Origin of the sequence: Citrobacter sp. On2M (assembly GCF_018035235.1) — a bacterium.
GTDB lineage: Bacteria > Pseudomonadota > Gammaproteobacteria > Enterobacterales > Enterobacteriaceae > Citrobacter > Citrobacter meridianamericanus.
The window spans coordinates 483,130-501,255 of record NZ_WPCV01000004.1 but is presented as its reverse complement, the minus strand read 5'-3'; the positions used below and the strand labels follow the sequence as shown (position 1 = coordinate 501,255).

Genomic DNA, 18,126 nt, shown 5'->3' with positions numbered 1-18,126 from the left:
TTCTGAGAGTTAGATGCGGGGGGTTGCACAGGGAGCTTGTTTTCCCCTCCTGCGCATAAGCAGAGCATTTTATCCGATATGCCACTCACCTCATTTTTACGAAAAGTAAATGCGAAAAGTGATCTTCCTGGCCGGATAGATGAAAGCTACAACGCAAAACAAAATTCTGTACGTACAAAACGGGGAGTCCATAGATGTAGAAAGTGGGCTCAGAAATTTTCTTCTTTCTGCAGACTTCCCCGATGCAAGACTGATTCTAACTCGTAATCATCAATGCCGCTCAATGCGGTGGTTGCTGGAAATTTAGCTACCTTACCGTCACTGCCAATCTTTTTCTCAGAAGAACACATAATCAGAAAAAAGTGTCGTGGTATTGGGTACAACTTTTTCTCATCTTTGTGATTATCAACTTTCTATTTATTGCCGAATGATGATGCTAAATTTTTTTCATACAGTTCCTTCCAGACTTTTATATACGACTCAGTCATTTTCCCAAGAGTAAACTCAGAGCGGTTGACGCTATTTCGAAAAGTATTCTCAGCTTGATCGCTACGCAGTTTTTTCACATTTGATAAATAGCCTATAATCTTATTCTGTATCGCGGAAACCGTTGGTTCACAGCTATATTCAGATTTCATATAGCTATCCATACCTAACCCTGGTGTAGCGATAAGCGCGCAGTTTGATAGTAATGCTTCCAGCCCCACTATTCCGTAGCTTTCTTGTATACTTGGGAAAACGACAATATCAGTTTCAGCCAGCGCTTGTTTTTTATCTTCTCCCTGAACGAATGTCAGTCCTTTAAACCCCTCATTTACCAAATAATCAGGGATTTTTTCAGGGCCATAGACTCTTGCTTCCACGCGATTTCGATATGACGAAGGTAATGTGTTGATAGCATCGCGAAAAACATAAAAGTTTTTAACAATATCAGTAAAACGTCCAAAAAAGCTAATGACAATCTTCCCTTCAGGATGATGTATTTTCTTTGTCGGGTAGTGAGTGAAGTCAACGCCGATAGGAAAGATATTGGGTGTAATACTATCAGCGGATACAAAATCAATAACTGAACGATGAGCCCAATTACTATGCAATATGAGAGCACCACTTTGCCTGACGGCGATTCGTTGTTCCCAATAATTCTGCATACCTTTTTGCGTCCGGGTTAGATAATGCTGCATGCCTATATAGCTTGAATGCAGAGTGAACTGAACACGTTCCAATTCGAAATAGAACGGAAGCAATGGAGTATTCTCGTGTACAGAGATAACATCTGGATTGAATTCCTTCAAAATTGGAGCGATTTTCTGTGATGTACTCCATGCTACGTTTAATACAAGAGACTCAAACGATGAATCAAAAGGTAAAGCAGGCTCAACTATTACCTCATAGTCAGCCAATTGGGATGGTCGTGTTTTTTGGTTATTCAGATATAAAACTTTAAAAGGATAGTTGCGACGTTTTAACTCCGCCCAAAACTCTTGATTAAAGAAGCTAAGGCCACTGAAAAATATATCAGGAGCTTCAGTTGTAACAATTAAAACCCGAGGTTGCATAGTTGTTCCTGTTGTACAATCTGAGATGCATGTAGCAATATCAATAGGTTAATCATGAAATCAGTCAACTATAACAAGCTTGACTGATTTCCTTTGTGGTCAGAAACGGTATTTAAGGCTCAACATAGCCTGGGTGTCGCTGTAACCATTATCTCCCAGCTGTTGTGCCACATTGCCCCACAAATCCACGTTTTTGGACAGTTGTCCTTCGACCCCCACCTTCAATTCAGCAATGTTTTTAGTTCCATCAATATTGTTATAGTCGTTATTGACAGTTACACCAAAAGCTCGGGTGTTATGGATCCAGTTCGTTTCAACAAACGGCTGGAATTGGCGATCTTTCCCGTTATCAATCGTGTTGTGACCATTGATATAAGCCCGGACACCAACTCTGCTCTGAATATTACCATCGCCTTCAAATGAGATTCGCGAACCGTTGCGCTCTGTGTGCTCGTCAGCTCTGACATTCATCCACACAAGCTGAATTTTGGGCTGAAGAAAGTATTTATCACCATTACTGTATCTTTCTCCTAGCTTGTAAGTATAGCCCGCTTCAAGTGAGGCAGTGATCCCACGGGATTTGTATTTTTCCGTTGCGAGTTGCTCACCTTTAACCTCGTTATCAAACCAGTTATAAAGTGCCCATGTATCAATATAGCTACCTGTTTTATCCTTATTATTGGCATACCACGTACCGTAAAGACCCACACTGTACCCTTCAACGGAGCCGCTGGATGTATATTCAGAGTATTCAGATACTGTATTGCTATTTTGTCTCGCATATCCCGACATCAGGCCGAGATGCCAGCGATCCAGGCCATCGCTACTCCATTGAGCGATATCTCCCCCAATCTGAGTGACATAGCGATTCCCCTGATTTTTCAACTGCTGGCTGTTGTCACTGGCTCGGTTGTGTCCACCAGTTTGGCGTAACCACAAACTGGTTACTTTGTCCTCTCCTGTCAGGATATCTGTATATTGAGTCTCCCCTGAGCGGTCGTGTAGACGTAGCAAAAAGAGAGTATTTGTTGCCATATGATTAAACATATAACTGCCAGGTTCGGGCCTGTTAATAGGGGTAAGTGGTACTGGGTCAGTAGTTGGCGGTACTGGGTCAGTAATAGGTGGTACTGGGTCCGTAGTCGGCGGTATTATTGCAGGAAGTTGCGATCGCAAGTACCAATCTCCATTTTGGTCGTTCACACCATTTTTATGCAGATAGTACTCGTATGCACCACCGACAATACGGCCTTGCTGTACAAATTCACCTAATGAGGCCCCCTGGACTTCAATAACCTTGATGCCTTCAACTGTCTGAGCACCTTTCCCGCCAATATTATTAACCGATAGATAGGTTTGACCTGATGTCGAGCCATTAATAATCACTCTGTCTGACGGAGAGTCGTCGCTTCCAAGATGAGTATCAAGTTCAATTACACCTTGATCGCCAATGTAATCACCTCCAATTATGAACCGATCGCCTGCAACACCGTTGGCCAATGTCAATCGACCCTGGTTTTTAAATGTATTCAGATTTTGAAAGAGTGCATCGTTAGGGGTTCCATCACTGTTGGCCGCCAGTATAATTTGTCCACGATTGATTAACTCTGTTGTTCCACCACCAAAGTCACTTGTTGCCACAGGTGCAATGGTATCCCTGATGCCATCACGATCAGAATCTGACCACTCTCTAACATTCCAGACACCAGTCACTTCATTAATGAAGGTATCTTTTCCGCTAGTCAGTTGAATAACACCATTCAGACTTCCTGCATTCGTGATGTTTGTCTCCGCGCCCGTATAATGACGCGATACAAATTCACCATAATCATTATAACCATAATGTTCATAACCATCAGCGCTAATAGCAATGTCTGATAGAGCCCCCAATGTTGCACCTGCATCAATAATAATATTAGAGGTAGCGCCACCGATAATTTTCAGACCAGCCCCTTCAGCTCCCCCCTCAACGACGCTACCAGCCTGAAGTTTAACGTCAAAAATATTTTCTGGGTCGTGAATGACATATCCCCCGCTGCTATAATTATAAACGGGGCCTGTATCTTGTAGTCGTACTGCATCGCCAACCTGAGAACGAATAATACCGGAGGTTGTAACGCGGGATTCGAGAGCCTTAATATAAACAGCCGCAGTATCCTTGCTGGCGCTTTTATTGATAATCTGACTATCTACGTTCTGATGTACAACACCCAAACCTAAGAGCATACCAGAAGCCCCCGCCATATAAATACCCGAATGTTGTGTCTCTCGAATATTATTCTCGGCAAAGATCATAGAGCCAGAAGGCCCTACAATTGGTTCTTGTGGTGCAGAACCATCAATATCGGTGGATCTACCAGTATATATATTCCCTGAAACATTAATTTCAATTTGCTCTGCATTTACATATGGCTCTCCATGAGAGTCATATGACGCCAAAGGAAACCCTAAAGCCATAATGCCTGTAACATCTGACGTAATTGTTTTCCCATCTTCCAGATTAATAACTGTTTTGTAAGTAATGTTATCGGCATGGTAAGACTCAAAATGATAAGCAGGGGCAAGGTTATCACTTTTAAGAATATCATTGTTAATATTAATATTCCTCCAGTCATCGACTAATGAACAGGTTACTCCAGGAACAGGAGCCACTGGTGAGATATAGTCACATGCTCCTGCAGCATAGGCCGGACTAACAAAAAGAGTAATCAAACTGGCAAGCAGTTTTTTATTAAATATTACTGAGTTAATGTTGCGCATACGTGAAATGTTCATATGTTCAGTCATCTCCCGGAAGGAATTAAATGTTGTAAAAATGTAACTCTTAAAATTCACCATTTGATGAATAAAAGGTTTCTATATTTCGGATATATGAATTGCCTGCATCCTGTCTCATGGCGCTATTCTTAAAAAAATGCCAGGTTAGTTTTTATATCAATGAGTTATGTCTTCGGTTATTGTTTATAATAACGTTATTAAATATCCCTATTTTATTTTTGTTATTATCTTTTATTGTTATTGTCTTATATATAAGAAAACACCCATTTGTTCTGGGCGCTTTCTTATATAACGGTCTAACCTTATAAAAAAATTATATTTTTTGAAGCATCGGATGAGTGTAACTGGAGCGCCTGAAGCTAAATTTACATTACGTGAGAAGGATCACAGAGCACGTTGGCGGTAACAGATGAACCCGTGGTTGGTATTGAGCTTGTCTCATCACAGTAATAATTATTGTCACCTTATAGTTCAGTATGTTGGATAATGAACATGTAATCACAGAAAGGTTGTTATAAAAATACAAATGATAATTTTCGAGCGAATTACTGGATAAGTTGACACCGAGTAAATGTTTCTTCCATATTATCTGAACTTAATAAAAACTCAGGAGGAGTTTAGATTGTTAATTTATGACGTGGTTAGACCATTGTAAAAGTTATTTTCTTATAAAACATTTTCATTAATATAACAGTAAAAATTATGATGAAATAAATAATCCTTATCCCCTCAGTTAGAAAAAATAACTTTCACTAACTTCATTTAAAATGTAATATTTATTGCGTAACGAAATTTCTATGCATTATTTAGGATTTAACACTTTTGTACTTCGCGGCTTAACAGCAAAATAGTTACACATTAGGCGCAATACGAGTTATGAGAACAATAGTTAGCCAGCTTCCCACTGGTTAACACGGTGCGATATGAATGAGTATTCGTCGCGAGATTCGAATATTGGATTTTATATCCATGATCTCTGTCGTAAACGCACTATCTCTAACTGTCACTTTTTATAGATAATGTAAACAGTGATGACATGAAAAGACCGAAGTAAAGACGATTACACAGGAACACAGATGCGTCGATTGCCGTCGTATATAACTGCTCCTCTGGCGTGGGGAAATGGAACCACACCACAAAGAATTTGCAATAGAGCATCTGCTATTAGTCAATGTTGCAACCTCTTCTAACGTAGTTAGAAGTATTTTGTTATAAATGTGTTAAATAACAATCATTATATTAAGTGGCTGGCCTGAGTGTGGGTAATCTATTAAGAATTATCTGGGTAATCAGTAGTTATAGCGTTGTTTTTTGGTTATCCGACAACTAGCAGAACCGTTGAGGCGCTGAACCAAAGAGTTTTAATGGGCGTTACGAGATGAATACTGGAACATAGATAGGCGTCTGCTACAGAAAAAAGTCGACAACTGTCACAAAGAATATACTCATTAAAGAGCATGTTCATCATTAAATAGCATAGGTTCTGTCTGAGTTTATCTGGAGTATACAAAAGGCCTCTGATTTAGCATTGCATTGATTTTAGGATAAAACCATTTTATAAAAGCCTACTGGTTCCTGGCTCAACATAGACTACATAACAAGAACTTTATACATCTCATCCTGGTGGATGAGATGATTCCTAGTTCAAATGGGTATTTTCTTATATACGCAGACTTAATCAAAATAAGATAATTACATATACAAAGTGAGGATATTAATGACATTACCGATAACTGGTGATAGGACGCATTATTTGTCAAATTTGAACATTAATTTCATCGTGTTTAGTGAAGATAATCTCCTGAAATTTGCGCTGAGTAATCTACTATCAGAAATCAGGAAGCTTCCAACTTATCAGAAGGTAAACTTTATTCTTACAGATGTCATAGACCTGAATGAGGTTTTCAGGAGCCTATTGAAAAATGAAAACAGTTCATTGATCATATTTGATTTTGATGCCGTTTTTTTTTCGGAAAAAATTAGGGTAATTGAGAAAATAGCAAAGCTTCATCGAACTGTAAAAACTGTGGCGATATGCAGTCACTGGGACTATAAGCATAATGCTTATTTTTATAATACCTTCTGCGATATTGTACTAAAAAGAAATGATCCAGTAGAGATCTACTCAAGCATTATAAATCACGAACTTAACATATTGTTAGCAAAAGAATCGAATGAAAGCTATAGAAGGAAAGAAAAGAATGCGCTTCATTACCTTTCACTTTCAAGTCGAGAGAGTGAAATCCTGAAGCTAATAATGAAAGGAAGAAGTAGCTCAGAAATTTCCGACTTACTATTTATCAGCGTAAAGACGGTATCGACGCATCGTTCTAATATTTATGCAAAATTTAACGTCAGGTCAATTAGTGAGTTATATAAGATACTTGTTGGTGAGAACCTGATTGAATAGGAGGCGTTGCAGTTAAAAATATATCGAATACAAATATTGATCATGTAGTTTCATTAAACACCTTAATAAACATACAGTTACCCATTTCAATAACGGATTTTGCTGGCTTTTTAATTAAGACATTGCATTAATGAGAGAGACGTAAAAGTGTAGTTATATATTGGCAAATAACATTGTTATATGCTTGATTCAGAAATAAGGAAAATTAAATATGAAAAGAATGACGCTAGCTCTCATTTGTACTGTTGCTATCTCGGCTTCAGCAGTGGCGGATAACACTATTCGTTTTCAGGGTGAAGTAGCCGATCAAACGTGCGTTGTTAGTATTAACGGCAATGCCTCTTCACCGCTGGTTCTTTTGCCTACGGTGCCTAAATCTGCCCTGGCTGCTTCCGGTCAGACCGCGGGCCAAACGCCTTTCGCTGTTTCTCTGAGTGGTTGTACAGCTACCACCTCTGCAACCGCGATCAAAACGGTATTTGTCGGAAATAACCTGACCAGTAATGGTCGTATGGGAAACTCCGGTAGCGCAACGAATGTTTCATTACAACTGGTTGATCCTGCAAACCCAACTACACCGTTAGATCTGACAGGTCAAACTGGCTCTCCTGGCTTAAACCTTGCAGCTAACGCAACTTCAGCATCCTATGACTTTGCAGTTGAATACTATGCCGAAGGCGTTGCTACCGCTGGCTCAGTTCTGGGAAGCGTACAGTACGCTGTGTCTTACCAATAAGCACCAATCCCCTTCCAGTTTATGGAAGGGGTATTTATACACGAGAAATTATAATGCCAAGAAAAATCCTCAACGCGCTATTGTGGGCTGCATTAGTTTTAACAGTAACCACGCCAGTAATGGCTAGTGTGGTAATGCTCAACACCAGGGTCATTTATCCAGGGGATGCTCAATCTGAAACCTTACAATTTACTAATAATGATAACATTCCCTATATAATGCAAATCTGGTCAGATAAAAATAATCCAGCATCTACCCCAGATAATGCCGATGGCCCTTTTATGGCGGTGCCCGCTTTATTTCGTATTGAACCCAGAACAGGTCAATCGGTGCGCCTTTTTTTTACTGGAAAGAATCTACCTCAAGATCGCGAATCTGTTTTTTATCTTAACTTTGTGCAAATTCCACCGAAGAATATGGCCAAAGCACAAAACCAAATGGTCGTCGTTCTGAGAAACAGAAATAAAATATTTTACAGACCAAAAACGATCATTGGCAGTGTTGATGACGTGGTGAATCAGATTCATTTTTCCGTTAAAGAAGAACGTGGAAATGTACAGCTCACCGTGATTAATGATTCAGGTTATTATGCCTCTTTCATTAGTGCAGACGTTATTGCTGGTACACAGAAAATTGCTTTTCCTGCCAGTATGGTTGCTCCCAAAACTCAAATGCTTTGGGTCGCTAAAAATAGCCGGCTTTCTTCAAAACCGTTGAAAGTTAAATTTACTTTGGTGAATGACTACGGTGGTCATACGAGTGCTGAAGCTCCACTCAAAAACTAACTTTTCAACTCTGAGTGCAGAGTTTATTCAATTACTGGAGGAATGGATGCTGTACATTCCAGAAGCTAAAACTTTGCATAGCAATGTACCAAGTAGTCAGGTTTATTTCCGTCTTATTTCGGGGCGGAGAATTCCTATCAAATGCTTACTCATCGCTCTAATTTTATGTCCATCTTTTGCGTTTTCCGAAACTCAACTGGAGGCTGAAAACCAATATCAGTTTGATGATGCCATGCTGCTTGGTAACGCAAAAGACCAACAGATCATTGCGCGGTTTAACCATGCAAATAGCGTTGCCGCTGGTACGTATCAGGTCGATATTTTTATTAACGGTAATTTCTATTCCCGAGAATCGCTCGTTTTTGCGCCCAATGCTCAGGGAAAGGTATCTCCTTGCCTATCGCAAGAACTGTTAACCAAAGGTGGCGTCGACCCACAGAGTATTACGCCAGTAGATCATACGGCGCAATGTGCAACGCTGGAAAGTCAGATTAAAGATTCGTCAAACCATTTTGACTTTGCGAGGTTACGACTGGATTTATTTATTCCTCAGGCACTCATGGTGCGTACCCCTCGTGGCAAAGTTTCTGCAGGCGATTTGTCTGCGGGAGAAACAGTCGCGTTTGCGAATTATGATACGAACTACTATCGCACTGATACGTCTGGTCAGACGTCAGAATCTACTTATTTAGGCCTCAACGCCGGGTTAAACCTGGGGTTGTGGCAATTCCGCCACCAGGCAAACTATAACCGTTATTCTAGCGATTCAGGTCCAGGCAGCAACCACTGGACACCACTACGAACTTATGTTCAGAGACCTATCATGGCCTTGCGCAGTCAACTGACACTGGGCGACAGTTATACCTCTGGCAATCTGTTTAGCAGTATTGGATTTCGCGGACTCCAGTTGGAAACGGACGATCGTATGTTGCCGGAATCTCAACGAGGCTATGCACCAACAATTCGCGGTATTGCATCTACTGCAGCAAAAGTCACTGTGTCTCAATCAGGCAATAAAATTTATCAAACCACCGTGACGCCGGGAGCATTTGTCATTGATGACCTTTACCCCACCAGTTATGAAGGGGATTTAGTTGTTGAAATTCAGGAAGCCGATGGGCGTATTTCGTCATTTACCGTACCATTTTCTGCCGTGCCAAACTCCATGCGGCCTGGACGTTCCCATGTGAATTTCTCTGCCGGGCAGGTACGGGACATTGGCGACAGTGACGCAAATTTCACCGATCTGACGTGGCAAACTGGCTTAAGCAATGCCATAACGGCGAATAGTGGTGTACGAATTTCGCAGGGGTATCAGTCTTTGCTGGGCGGTTTTGTCTTCACTAATCAGTTAGGGGCGCTGGGTTTGAATGCCGTTTATTCGCGAGCGGATATTCTGGGTGAAAACCTTAATGGCTGGCGTCTGGGAGCCACCTATAGTCGTACATTTTCTCCGACGGCAACTACTGTCGCGTTGGCGGGCTATCGATACTCGACCGATGGCTACCGCGATCTCGGCGATGTACTAGGTTTGCGCGATGCGCACGATCGCAACGGCACATGGAATTCCAGCACCTATCAACAGAAAAATCAGTTCGTACTGACAATAAGTCAGGGGCTATCCAGCTACGGGCAACTCTACGTTTCTGGTTCAACCAGCGATTATCGTGACCGTCGTAGCCGCGACACGCAGTATCAGATGGGATACTCCAATAGCTGGGGTTCAGTCAGTTATAACCTCTCGTTGAGCAGGCAGCAAACCGGCAGCACTCGTTATGGCGTGCAGTCTTCACAAGGCTATAGCAATAATGCTTCTGGTTATTCTGGTCGTACGCAAAACACCCTGATGTTTTCAATCACGGTCCCGTTTGGTGAAGGTTCTCGTTCGCCTATTCTGACCACTGGCGTAAGCCACCAATCCGGAGACGATAGCAGCACCTTTTATCAAAGTTCACTCACTGGGACGCTGGGAGAAAATCAAGCACTTAGTTACACCGTGAATGGGGCTTATGACAACGCAGGAACCGGCACTACCGTAGGCGCAAACGTCACCCAACAATTGCCTTGGGTCACAGTTAACGGTAGCGCATCACATAGTCGTGATTACACCCAAGGGGGGGCAAGCTTACGTGGTGCTCTGGTTGCCCATTCTGGTGGCGTTACACTTGGTCCCTACCTTGGCGATACTTTTGGTGTTATCGAAGCTGAAGGTGTAGATGGCGCAGAGGTTCAAAACGGTATGGGGGCAAAAATTAACAACTTTGGATATGCCATTGTCCCTTCGTTGGTGCCTTATCGGTACAACGATATCGGCCTCGACGCCAAAGGTATAAAAAACCAGAGCGCGGAGTTGGCCGAAAACCAGCAACGCGTAGCACCTTATGCCGGAGCAGTCGTCAAGGTGCGCTTCAGAACATTGGTCGGATATCCCCTGTTAATCAAGATCCAGCGAAAAGCTGAAGGAAGTCTCCCGTTAGGGGCGGATGTTTATGACAGTAAAGACACTGTTATTGGTCTCGTCGGCCAGGGAAATCAGGTGTATGCCCGCGCACCAAAGAAAAAAGGAACGCTGCGTGTGAAATGGGGTGAATCGCCATCCGAACAATGTCTCTTAAAGTATGACTTACAGGACACCGATATATCGCAGTCCCTTTACAGACTCGACCTGCCATGCATCAGTATCTGATGGGAAATAAATCATGAATAATAGAATATCTGTGGCGTTTCTGATGCTGTTTGCGTTGCTGCTGGTTGAGCCTACATGGGCCGCCTGCTATCGAATCACTACGACTAATACTAACTCAAGCTCTAATTATTACACCGAGCCAGGAAAAGGCACGGCGGCGAACTGGGATGGAGCTACCGATTCATCGGGTTCTGCAGGGACATTACCCACGGTAATAAATATTAATAACAGTACTTTTCAACCAAATGGGACTTTGATCGCTTCCGGCGTTGTCAACGTCTTGCAATCCGGCGCTCAGTCCTACAACAGCGACCAAATTCTATTTCGTTGTACTGCCAGCGAAGACGGCAAGTTGTATGAATACTATGCCACTAACGGTGACTCAACATATGGTGGACAAGTCGAAGTCGGTGCAAGCAACGGGTTACCGGAAAGCTATCAAACCTATGCCAGCGGAATGGCACTACGTGCAACCAATATGGTGACCGGTGAATATTACAGCCGTTACTGGAAATCCAGACCGCTAACTAATCTCGATCGTGATTCTTTGGGCTGGATTTTGGTAAAAGCCAAAGACTTCAGTGACACCAGGATTGAGCTCTTTCGACTCGACAGAAGCGCGGGAGCGGTATTTACAGGTATTTACCCACATTCACAGCCAGCCACCTACATTGCATTCCAGGGAGGAGGCTTTTCATCCGGTCTGACCATCGGCAGCGACTCAAACTCACAATATAGTGGTTGGTATAATGCCTGGCCCGGCGCTGTAAATTTGTATAACCGTATATATATCCGTCGTTCAGCGACCTGTTCGGTGACAAACGTGACGCCAACTGTCGTTTTTCCGACAATTTCTGTTTCAGAACTTTCGTCGGGCGTAACACGGCAGAAACCTATAGCTATCCGTTTTAACTGTCAAACGGGAAGTCCAGCCAATACGGGTGTTGGTGCCTTTGTCAGCGGTGTTGCCGCAAATCAGACCGCGATGGGAATTCTGGTCAATCCAGCTAACGCCGCTGCCGCTGTTTCGGAAGGCTTCGGTACGGCAGGTTCCGGCGTCAGTTATCTCCTTTCCGATAATTACAACTCTTCTCCAAATATCGCTACCGGTGTGGGCATCCAGTTTACCCGAGCCAACGGCTCGCCGCTGAATCTCCTCAGCACGCTCAGCGGAGCGGTATTAGGTGGCAATGCGGTCGGATGGTATCCGGTGCTGGATGATGCTTCCGCAGGTTCAGTGGTGAATGGAGTTACAACCTACACAAAAACAATAAACGCCACGTTTAAGGCTTTACCGGGGAAAACCATTACGCCGGGTAAGTTTAATGCAACAGCACAGGTGATCATCCAGGTACAATAATGAAAAAGCTAAGAATATATCTTCTGCATCTCCTGTTACTCGGCAATGTCTGTCAGGCAGGGATGACCATCGAGTCCTCTCGAGTGGTGTTTTCAGCGTCCGATCGAGAACGCTCGTTACTGCTGGCTAACAATAATAGTTATCCGGTGATCGTACAAACGTGGGTGGATAATGGTGACTTGAAAAATACGCCGGAAACGGTAGACAACGTTCCAGTAATTCCTTTACCTGCCGTTTTTCGTCTGGAACCACAAGAGAAAAAAAATCTCCGACTACTGGCCACTCACATACCTCAGGCAACCGATCGCGAATCATTATACTGGCTGAATATGTATGAAATCTCGCCAGTAGAGACGAAACTACCAGCCAGTTTATCAGCGGTAAAAGTTGCGGTTCGTTTGCAGCTTAAACTGTTTTTCCGCCCGGAAAACTTGTCTCCTTCACCAGATAAAGTCGTTGAAGAACAAAAGATAGAGCCACAAAGAATGCCGGGTAGACTGGCAATAAAGATAAGTAATCCAACGCCATATTTTGCAACCTATCGCTCATTAAGTCTGGTAGGAGAAAAGAGCATGCAAACAATTGATCCGGGAATGCTATCACCCTTTAGCGCCAAAATAATCAATGCAGATATTGTTTCCTTAGGTGAGCCAAAGCGAGCTACATTTGAATTGATTGATGATGATGGCAATATCGTTAAAGGCAACCGCAGCTTTTAAGTGCGCTGCTGATAAGAGAACATGATGCACGTAATGCTACGTTTACAACCAATTTATTCTGTCACAAAACGGATAATTCACGGTTATGAAGTCCTGAGTGGTCCTTTACCTGCCCAGGATTGCGAGACATTTTTTTCGTCGCTGAGTGCCGCCTCACATCAAACCCTATTGGTACAGCAGTTAAATATAATCAAACAGCGAAATGATTATTCTCGTTATTATTTAAACTTACCCGTTGCCTTATTAAGCGATATGTTTGCTATAGAACAGCTTCTGCCAGAACTACATAACAACATAATTATTGAACTACAGGATCCGGAAAATATTAGTCGCCTTTCTCCCTCGGCGGCACGTGTGTTAAATCACAACCTAAACCTGATTCGTGCTAACGATATCCCCATCTGGCTGGATGACATTGCGCCAGCGTTATTTGATGACGTTTCTTCACTTCTTTTTAAATTTGATGGGATTAAAATCGATAAACATGCGTTCTGGACTCTCAGCGAAACGCCCGAACACTTACGGCAATTTATATACGATTGCCATACGCTAACTCAAAATGTAACAGTAGAAGGTATTGAAAATATCCAGCAACAGAGAGTCGCAACTCGTTGCGGAGCAAATTTTCTACAAGGATTCTTATGGCCTGAAATTCATATACAACATCCTTATTTATTTACGTATTGTTATCCGTAATCTTCACAAATCGAGATAGGCAATACCTCTAATTTGTTGAATCTGATGAACAAGATCGTCTTTTGAGGTTTTCCCCTGCGTTTATTTTCTGCTCAAATTTATTACCATGGTCAGAACCTTAAAGGAGATGACAGATATCGATGGGTTACTGCTCTCGCGCGCTTTAGCTAACTCAGGCGTATGAGGTCCGTAAACCGGGTGTAAAAGAATAGATAACCGAACGGAGGAGCCAACGTTCGCGGCACGACCACGGCTGTTATGACCGGGACAATCGAAGGATAGGTATCTGGCCGGAAAAATATTCAACCGACACATTGTGCGTATTCACCTGTCCCCCTTGCCGACATTACGTAGTTAATGTCATACATCTTTCTTTGATAAAGTTTCAATAAAAGAATTTCTCAAATATCTATGAAAGCTATCATTTTCCATATTTTTATGCCAGTACAAATATTGCTGTAAGAATATACTTTCAGTGCCGACATAAACGCGTGATAATCCCAGCTTATTTATTGAACGGACGGTTAAAAAAGAAAAGTAATCACTTCGATTCAAAAAGTCAGCAATCGTTCTGATTGATTGTATTTTGATGAAGGGTCTAAATGGCTCACGACCAAAAACATCATTATACTTTTCCTCTAGTTTTTCCGGTAAACTTAACAAGGCTATGTATTTAAACTCATTTAATTCATCAATTGACGATAGTTTTATTTTCTTCCCTGCAAGAGGATGATGCTTCCCTACCGCGAATGAGTATTCCAGGTCGCTTACCTTTATACGCGTTAAATTATCTTCCAATACATTCACATTGCCAAAATAAAAATCAAGTTTCGCTGAAAGTAAATCATGAATGGAATTATCATCCCTCAATAAGATAGAGAAAGAGACATCGAGATCGCCACCTGATTCTTGCACACAGGCATCAAGAAACCCAATATCCTCGTAAAAATGAGTATCCGCATTAACCGATAGCACATACTCTCTTTTTAATGGAATAATTGTATTGTTGTAGTATTCGCTGATGTTGTAGAAACTTTCAATTTTCAGCACAATACTTTCAAGACTTGGAAGAAGAACTTCACTTAGGGTTGTTAAAATCATCCCTTTTTTACTTCGTACCAACAAAGGATCGTTAAAGATTTCCCTTAGTCGTGATAATTTCTGACTGACTGCTGGTGGGGTAAGGTGAAGTTGAGCCGCTACCGCCTTTACATTCTTCAACTTTAAAAGGAGATATAACACAATCAGCAAGTCGCTATTATACCTCAGTGTTTTTGGAAAGCCGCTACGATACATATGACCCCACAAGTAAAGTATACTTTTAATTAACTCAACATTTCAACAATCGAACATTGTAATTTATTTTAGCCCTCAAAAGCAGTCTTTATTGAGGGGATGAACTCTCAAACTCAGCCAAAGCGCCCTGAATAGTAGATAATGATATCCGATTCTGATGTACAAACGACACTACAATCTCTCCTTAGAGCAAGAACCAGAGCAAAAAAACAGGAAAGATAGGCCACTACAATGTCAGTTTCTCACCCAAAGCGGTCGCTATATGTCATTCATCTGTGCTTCTCTCGAACATGACAAGTTGTTTCACGCGGGAACACTCTGGCTATAGAATATCTATCCTCAACGACCGGTAAGGGCAAGACATGGATATTGTAAAAATTAAAGAGCGTTTGAGCTTCCTTCAGGAGGCAGAAAAACTCAAAAGTGTGCTTCGTAGTGCGCATACCTCTACCGGTAGAACGGAGAGCACGGCCGAGCACTCGTGGCGCCTGAGCCTGATGGCCATGATCTTTGAGGATGAATTAGCAGGGGTAGATATGCTCAGAGTTCTCAAGATGTGTCTCGTTCACGATCTGGGAGAAGCAATCCATGGTGATATTCCCGCTGTCGAGCGGGATCTGCACCCGGATAAGGGAGAACAGGAGAAAGACGCGCTGTTGCATCTCACTCGTGCGCTTGGTGAAAAGCAACGGGAGGAAATTCTGTCACTCTGGCAGGAATACGAATGTGCCGCTTCACCGGAAGCCAGAGCCGTCAAGGCACTCGACAAACTCGAAACGATCCTCCAGCACAACCAGGGGATTAATCCGCCAGACTTCAATTATGCATTTAATCTTACTTATGGTCAGGAGTACACCAGCACGCATCCCTTGTTCATGCAGCTGCGCGAAATTCTCAATGAGGATACGCGCCAAAAAATTACCGGGCGCGCACAACAGTGATCTTCCTGAAGGCGGCTGCGCGAGATGCCATCATTGGCAGGCCAGTCGTTTTCACTTTATCCAATCCAACCTGGTTCGAAATATAAAGTCTTTTCTCATGAACAGTCCGAGGGGTATCTGCACAAAATTGCAGAATTCAACCGGGCGGTAGTAAAGCGCTCCTTAATCAAGGAGTAATGTACGCAACTTTAGTTCCAACAAGTGCATCAAATCTAGCCCAAAAAAGATATCTCACAGCCCCCATTAAAATGAACGCTGGAATGACATTCGCGCGCCGGGATGTGCAGTGGTAGCATGCGTCCGTGCAATACTCTTTTGAACACTATATTGTGTTCTTATATAAATAAAAGACAATAAGTACTGGGAGGCAATAGATTATTGCCGTATCGAAAATGAAACTTCCCACCATTAATAACCAATTCATATATCACCATTGAGGAAACATAAAGCATTCCCCAAAAAAACAAAAGGCATAGAATGAGACACACCATCCAGACTATCTCATTTAACCATTCATCTTTCATTCTCAACTTCCATTCACATGACTTCTTAGACATCGCAGCATATTCACGAAAACAAAAAAACAAAACTAAAATAATCAGGATAATTTTGATTGCTAGGCTCATGGCATCCTTTTCGGGCGTCGCTAATTAAATAAATCATTCCATTATGAAGCACTGGCCTTGATTAGGGTTAAAGTGTAATAAGAAAATCATTATTCTCTACTATTTAATAAATAAACCACAAAAAGCAACTATTCAATAACTTAGTTTCGGATATTGATTTATCTTCACGACAGCTATTAACGAAATTTCTTAGTCGTAATAACGTCCTAAAATCGATTTAGTTAATATCTGTATTTTTGTTAAAGGTATAGTTATTGCTATCACTGATTTTAGAAGCGTTAGCCATACGGGGATCATATTGTCAGATTCAGTTAGATGACTTATTGAATAATGGCATCCTATTGGGCATAAAGTCGCAACTACACTTAATACTATTGGTTATAATATGATTTCATTAATTATGATTTTTACACACAGTATATAACGTTGCTTTACACGTGGCAGGTACCAGTACAAGTCACTACAGTCACATGATTTCATTTCGCTGATACACGGCTCCCTTTCCCAGACAGAGCTGGCAGTACTCTGTTGTATTTTATGTGGTCCAGCACCAGTTCGTTAAAGTTCCTGAGCCCAGCACGCTTCACAGCCAATATCCGATAACGGCTAACAGCCTGCACCGTCAGATTCATCCTTTCAGCTACCTGCGATGTAGGATAGCCATGCAGAAGCAACGCCAGAACCTGCTGTTCAGTAATGGAAGCGCATTTTCGTTTCCATTCTTTAGCAGGACGAAAACGGTTTGTCTCACGAGCTCTCAGTGCCCGCAACATCTGCTGTTTTAACGCTGCTGGTTGTATTTTTTTACTGACGACCAGGTCCGCACCAGCATGTATACTGGGCGACACGTCTAAAACCGACCGGACCAATGATACAATAAAAAACGTTTTCCGGCAGGCAGGATTGACTCGTAGTGGTGTAGCCGCATCCCCGTCCGTGAACATCACACACATAGTGTCCCGCCCTGGCTGTAAACGCCTGAACTCATCATTCAGTTCATCCACCAGGGCGCTGAACGTGATATTGCTGTACAAACAAAATGTGTTTGGGACTATCTTTGTCATCGGCTTACCCTTGCGTCTGTATCCTTTGTCATGTTCTCCAGCACTATTTCGTGTTGTCATACCATTTCATCACGCGTTCTACTTTGGCAGTCAATCACTGTAGTCGTTGCAACATTGTGGCAGGAGTATATATATTTCACATTACTAGAACATTTTCAGAGTTAACGACTCTACCACTGTCAGGATCATGATTATTTTAAATAGTATTAAATTTGTAATGTAAGTACCAAAATCTCATGATTTTCTGTAATCAGTCAAGGTGTCAGATCTTTTTTAAAAATCCAATAATCAGCAGGTAAAAAAAGACAATGATAAAACGTGTAGCACGCTGATGCTGCCAATGTAAATATTGACTTATTGATTAAATTGCAAAGTTATTTCGGGGAACTTAAATGCCATCAATTAAAAACGACATATAAATATGAAAAACAATTATTCTAACGACCTCCAACCCCGACTCTATATAATCGAAA

Annotated in this window: 12 protein-coding genes and 1 pseudogene; 9 read left to right on the top strand and 4 right to left on the bottom strand. The window is 42.0% G+C overall.

Annotation, left to right across the window (positions count from 1 at the left end; all coding sequences use genetic code 11):
* Positions 1-20: 20 nt before the first annotated feature.
* Positions 21-150 (top strand): annotated as a pseudogene (locus On2M_RS24430) (integrase); the annotation flags it as partial.
* Between the two features lie 263 nt (positions 151-413).
* Here the strand turns inward: On2M_RS24430 and On2M_RS12635 are convergent.
* Together On2M_RS12635 and On2M_RS12630 are read right to left on the bottom strand one after the other, a co-directional pair.
* Positions 414-1,556, bottom strand: coding sequence for a glycosyltransferase family 4 protein (locus On2M_RS12635; protein WP_151217970.1), 1,143 nt, complete (start codon positions 1,554-1,556; stop codon positions 414-416).
* Between the two features lie 99 nt (positions 1,557-1,655).
* On the bottom strand, positions 1,656-4,331 hold the full coding sequence (locus On2M_RS12630; protein WP_247604984.1) for an autotransporter outer membrane beta-barrel domain-containing protein: 2,676 nt from the start codon (positions 4,329-4,331) through the stop codon (positions 1,656-1,658).
* Positions 4,332-6,051: 1,720 nt separating this feature from the next.
* Between On2M_RS12630 and On2M_RS12625 the strand changes: the two genes are divergently transcribed.
* The 7 genes from On2M_RS12625 (at position 6,052) to On2M_RS12595 (ending at position 13,726) form a co-directional block, all read left to right on the top strand.
* Positions 6,052-6,744: a LuxR C-terminal-related transcriptional regulator gene (locus On2M_RS12625; RefSeq protein ID WP_151217968.1), complete on the top strand. Its 693-nt coding sequence runs from the start codon at positions 6,052-6,054 to the stop codon at positions 6,742-6,744.
* A gap of 211 nt (positions 6,745-6,955) precedes the next feature.
* Positions 6,956-7,480 (top strand): fimbrial protein, encoded by a 525-nt coding sequence (locus tag On2M_RS12620; protein WP_210904912.1) that lies wholly within the window; start codon positions 6,956-6,958, stop codon positions 7,478-7,480.
* A gap of 53 nt (positions 7,481-7,533) precedes the next feature.
* Positions 7,534-8,265, top strand: a complete 732-nt coding sequence (locus On2M_RS12615) for a molecular chaperone (RefSeq protein ID WP_247604983.1) — start codon at positions 7,534-7,536, stop codon at positions 8,263-8,265.
* Positions 8,219-10,951: a fimbria/pilus outer membrane usher protein gene (locus On2M_RS12610; protein ID WP_348772785.1), complete on the top strand. Its 2,733-nt coding sequence runs from the start codon at positions 8,219-8,221 to the stop codon at positions 10,949-10,951. Before On2M_RS12615 ends, On2M_RS12610 begins: the two co-directional genes overlap by 47 nt.
* Before the next feature lie 13 nt (positions 10,952-10,964).
* Positions 10,965-12,311, top strand: coding sequence for a fimbrial protein (locus On2M_RS12605; RefSeq protein ID WP_210904910.1), 1,347 nt, complete (start codon positions 10,965-10,967; stop codon positions 12,309-12,311).
* The gene (locus On2M_RS12600) at positions 12,311-13,030 is read left to right on the top strand and encodes a molecular chaperone (protein WP_187259697.1); all 720 of its coding nucleotides are present in this window, start codon (positions 12,311-12,313) and stop codon (positions 13,028-13,030) included. The genes On2M_RS12605 and On2M_RS12600 overlap by 1 nt, the downstream gene beginning before the upstream one ends.
* Before the next feature lie 33 nt (positions 13,031-13,063).
* On the top strand, positions 13,064-13,726 hold the full coding sequence (locus On2M_RS12595; RefSeq protein ID WP_210904909.1) for an EAL domain-containing protein: 663 nt from the start codon (positions 13,064-13,066) through the stop codon (positions 13,724-13,726).
* A gap of 360 nt (positions 13,727-14,086) precedes the next feature.
* On the opposite strand, the gene On2M_RS12590 is transcribed toward On2M_RS12595, so the two are convergent.
* Positions 14,087-15,022, bottom strand: a complete 936-nt coding sequence (locus tag On2M_RS12590; protein ID WP_151217963.1) for a LysR family transcriptional regulator — start codon at positions 15,020-15,022, stop codon at positions 14,087-14,089.
* A gap of 362 nt (positions 15,023-15,384) precedes the next feature.
* Between On2M_RS12590 and On2M_RS12585 the strand changes: the two genes are divergently transcribed.
* A complete protein-coding gene (locus tag On2M_RS12585; protein WP_151217962.1) occupies positions 15,385-15,963 on the top strand; it encodes an HD domain-containing protein in 579 nt (192 codons plus the stop codon).
* Between the two features lie 1,102 nt (positions 15,964-17,065).
* On the opposite strand, the gene On2M_RS12580 is transcribed toward On2M_RS12585, so the two are convergent.
* The gene (locus tag On2M_RS12580; RefSeq protein WP_210904908.1) at positions 17,066-17,653 is read right to left on the bottom strand and encodes a response regulator transcription factor; all 588 of its coding nucleotides are present in this window, start codon (positions 17,651-17,653) and stop codon (positions 17,066-17,068) included.
* Positions 17,654-18,126: the final 473 nt, after the last annotated feature.

Coding starts and splice junctions, on each gene's coding strand:
- On2M_RS12625 (WP_151217968.1), top strand. CDS start 6,052: ATGACATTACCGATAACTGGTGATAGGACGCATTATTTGTCAAATTTG.
- On2M_RS12635 (WP_151217970.1), bottom strand. CDS start 1,556: ATGCAACCTCGGGTTTTAATTGTTACAACTGAAGCTCCTGATATATTT.
- On2M_RS12590 (WP_151217963.1), bottom strand. CDS start 15,022: ATGTATCGTAGCGGCTTTCCAAAAACACTGAGGTATAATAGCGACTTG.
- On2M_RS12595 (WP_210904909.1), top strand. CDS start 13,064: ATGCTACGTTTACAACCAATTTATTCTGTCACAAAACGGATAATTCAC.
- On2M_RS12600 (WP_187259697.1), top strand. CDS start 12,311: ATGAAAAAGCTAAGAATATATCTTCTGCATCTCCTGTTACTCGGCAAT.
- On2M_RS12585 (WP_151217962.1), top strand. CDS start 15,385: ATGGATATTGTAAAAATTAAAGAGCGTTTGAGCTTCCTTCAGGAGGCA.
- On2M_RS12610 (WP_348772785.1), top strand. CDS start 8,219: ATGACTACGGTGGTCATACGAGTGCTGAAGCTCCACTCAAAAACTAAC.
- On2M_RS12605 (WP_210904910.1), top strand. CDS start 10,965: ATGAATAATAGAATATCTGTGGCGTTTCTGATGCTGTTTGCGTTGCTG.
- On2M_RS12615 (WP_247604983.1), top strand. CDS start 7,534: ATGCCAAGAAAAATCCTCAACGCGCTATTGTGGGCTGCATTAGTTTTA.
- On2M_RS12580 (WP_210904908.1), bottom strand. CDS start 17,653: ATGACAAAGATAGTCCCAAACACATTTTGTTTGTACAGCAATATCACG.
- On2M_RS12630 (WP_247604984.1), bottom strand. CDS start 4,331: ATGAACATTTCACGTATGCGCAACATTAACTCAGTAATATTTAATAAA.
- On2M_RS12620 (WP_210904912.1), top strand. CDS start 6,956: ATGAAAAGAATGACGCTAGCTCTCATTTGTACTGTTGCTATCTCGGCT.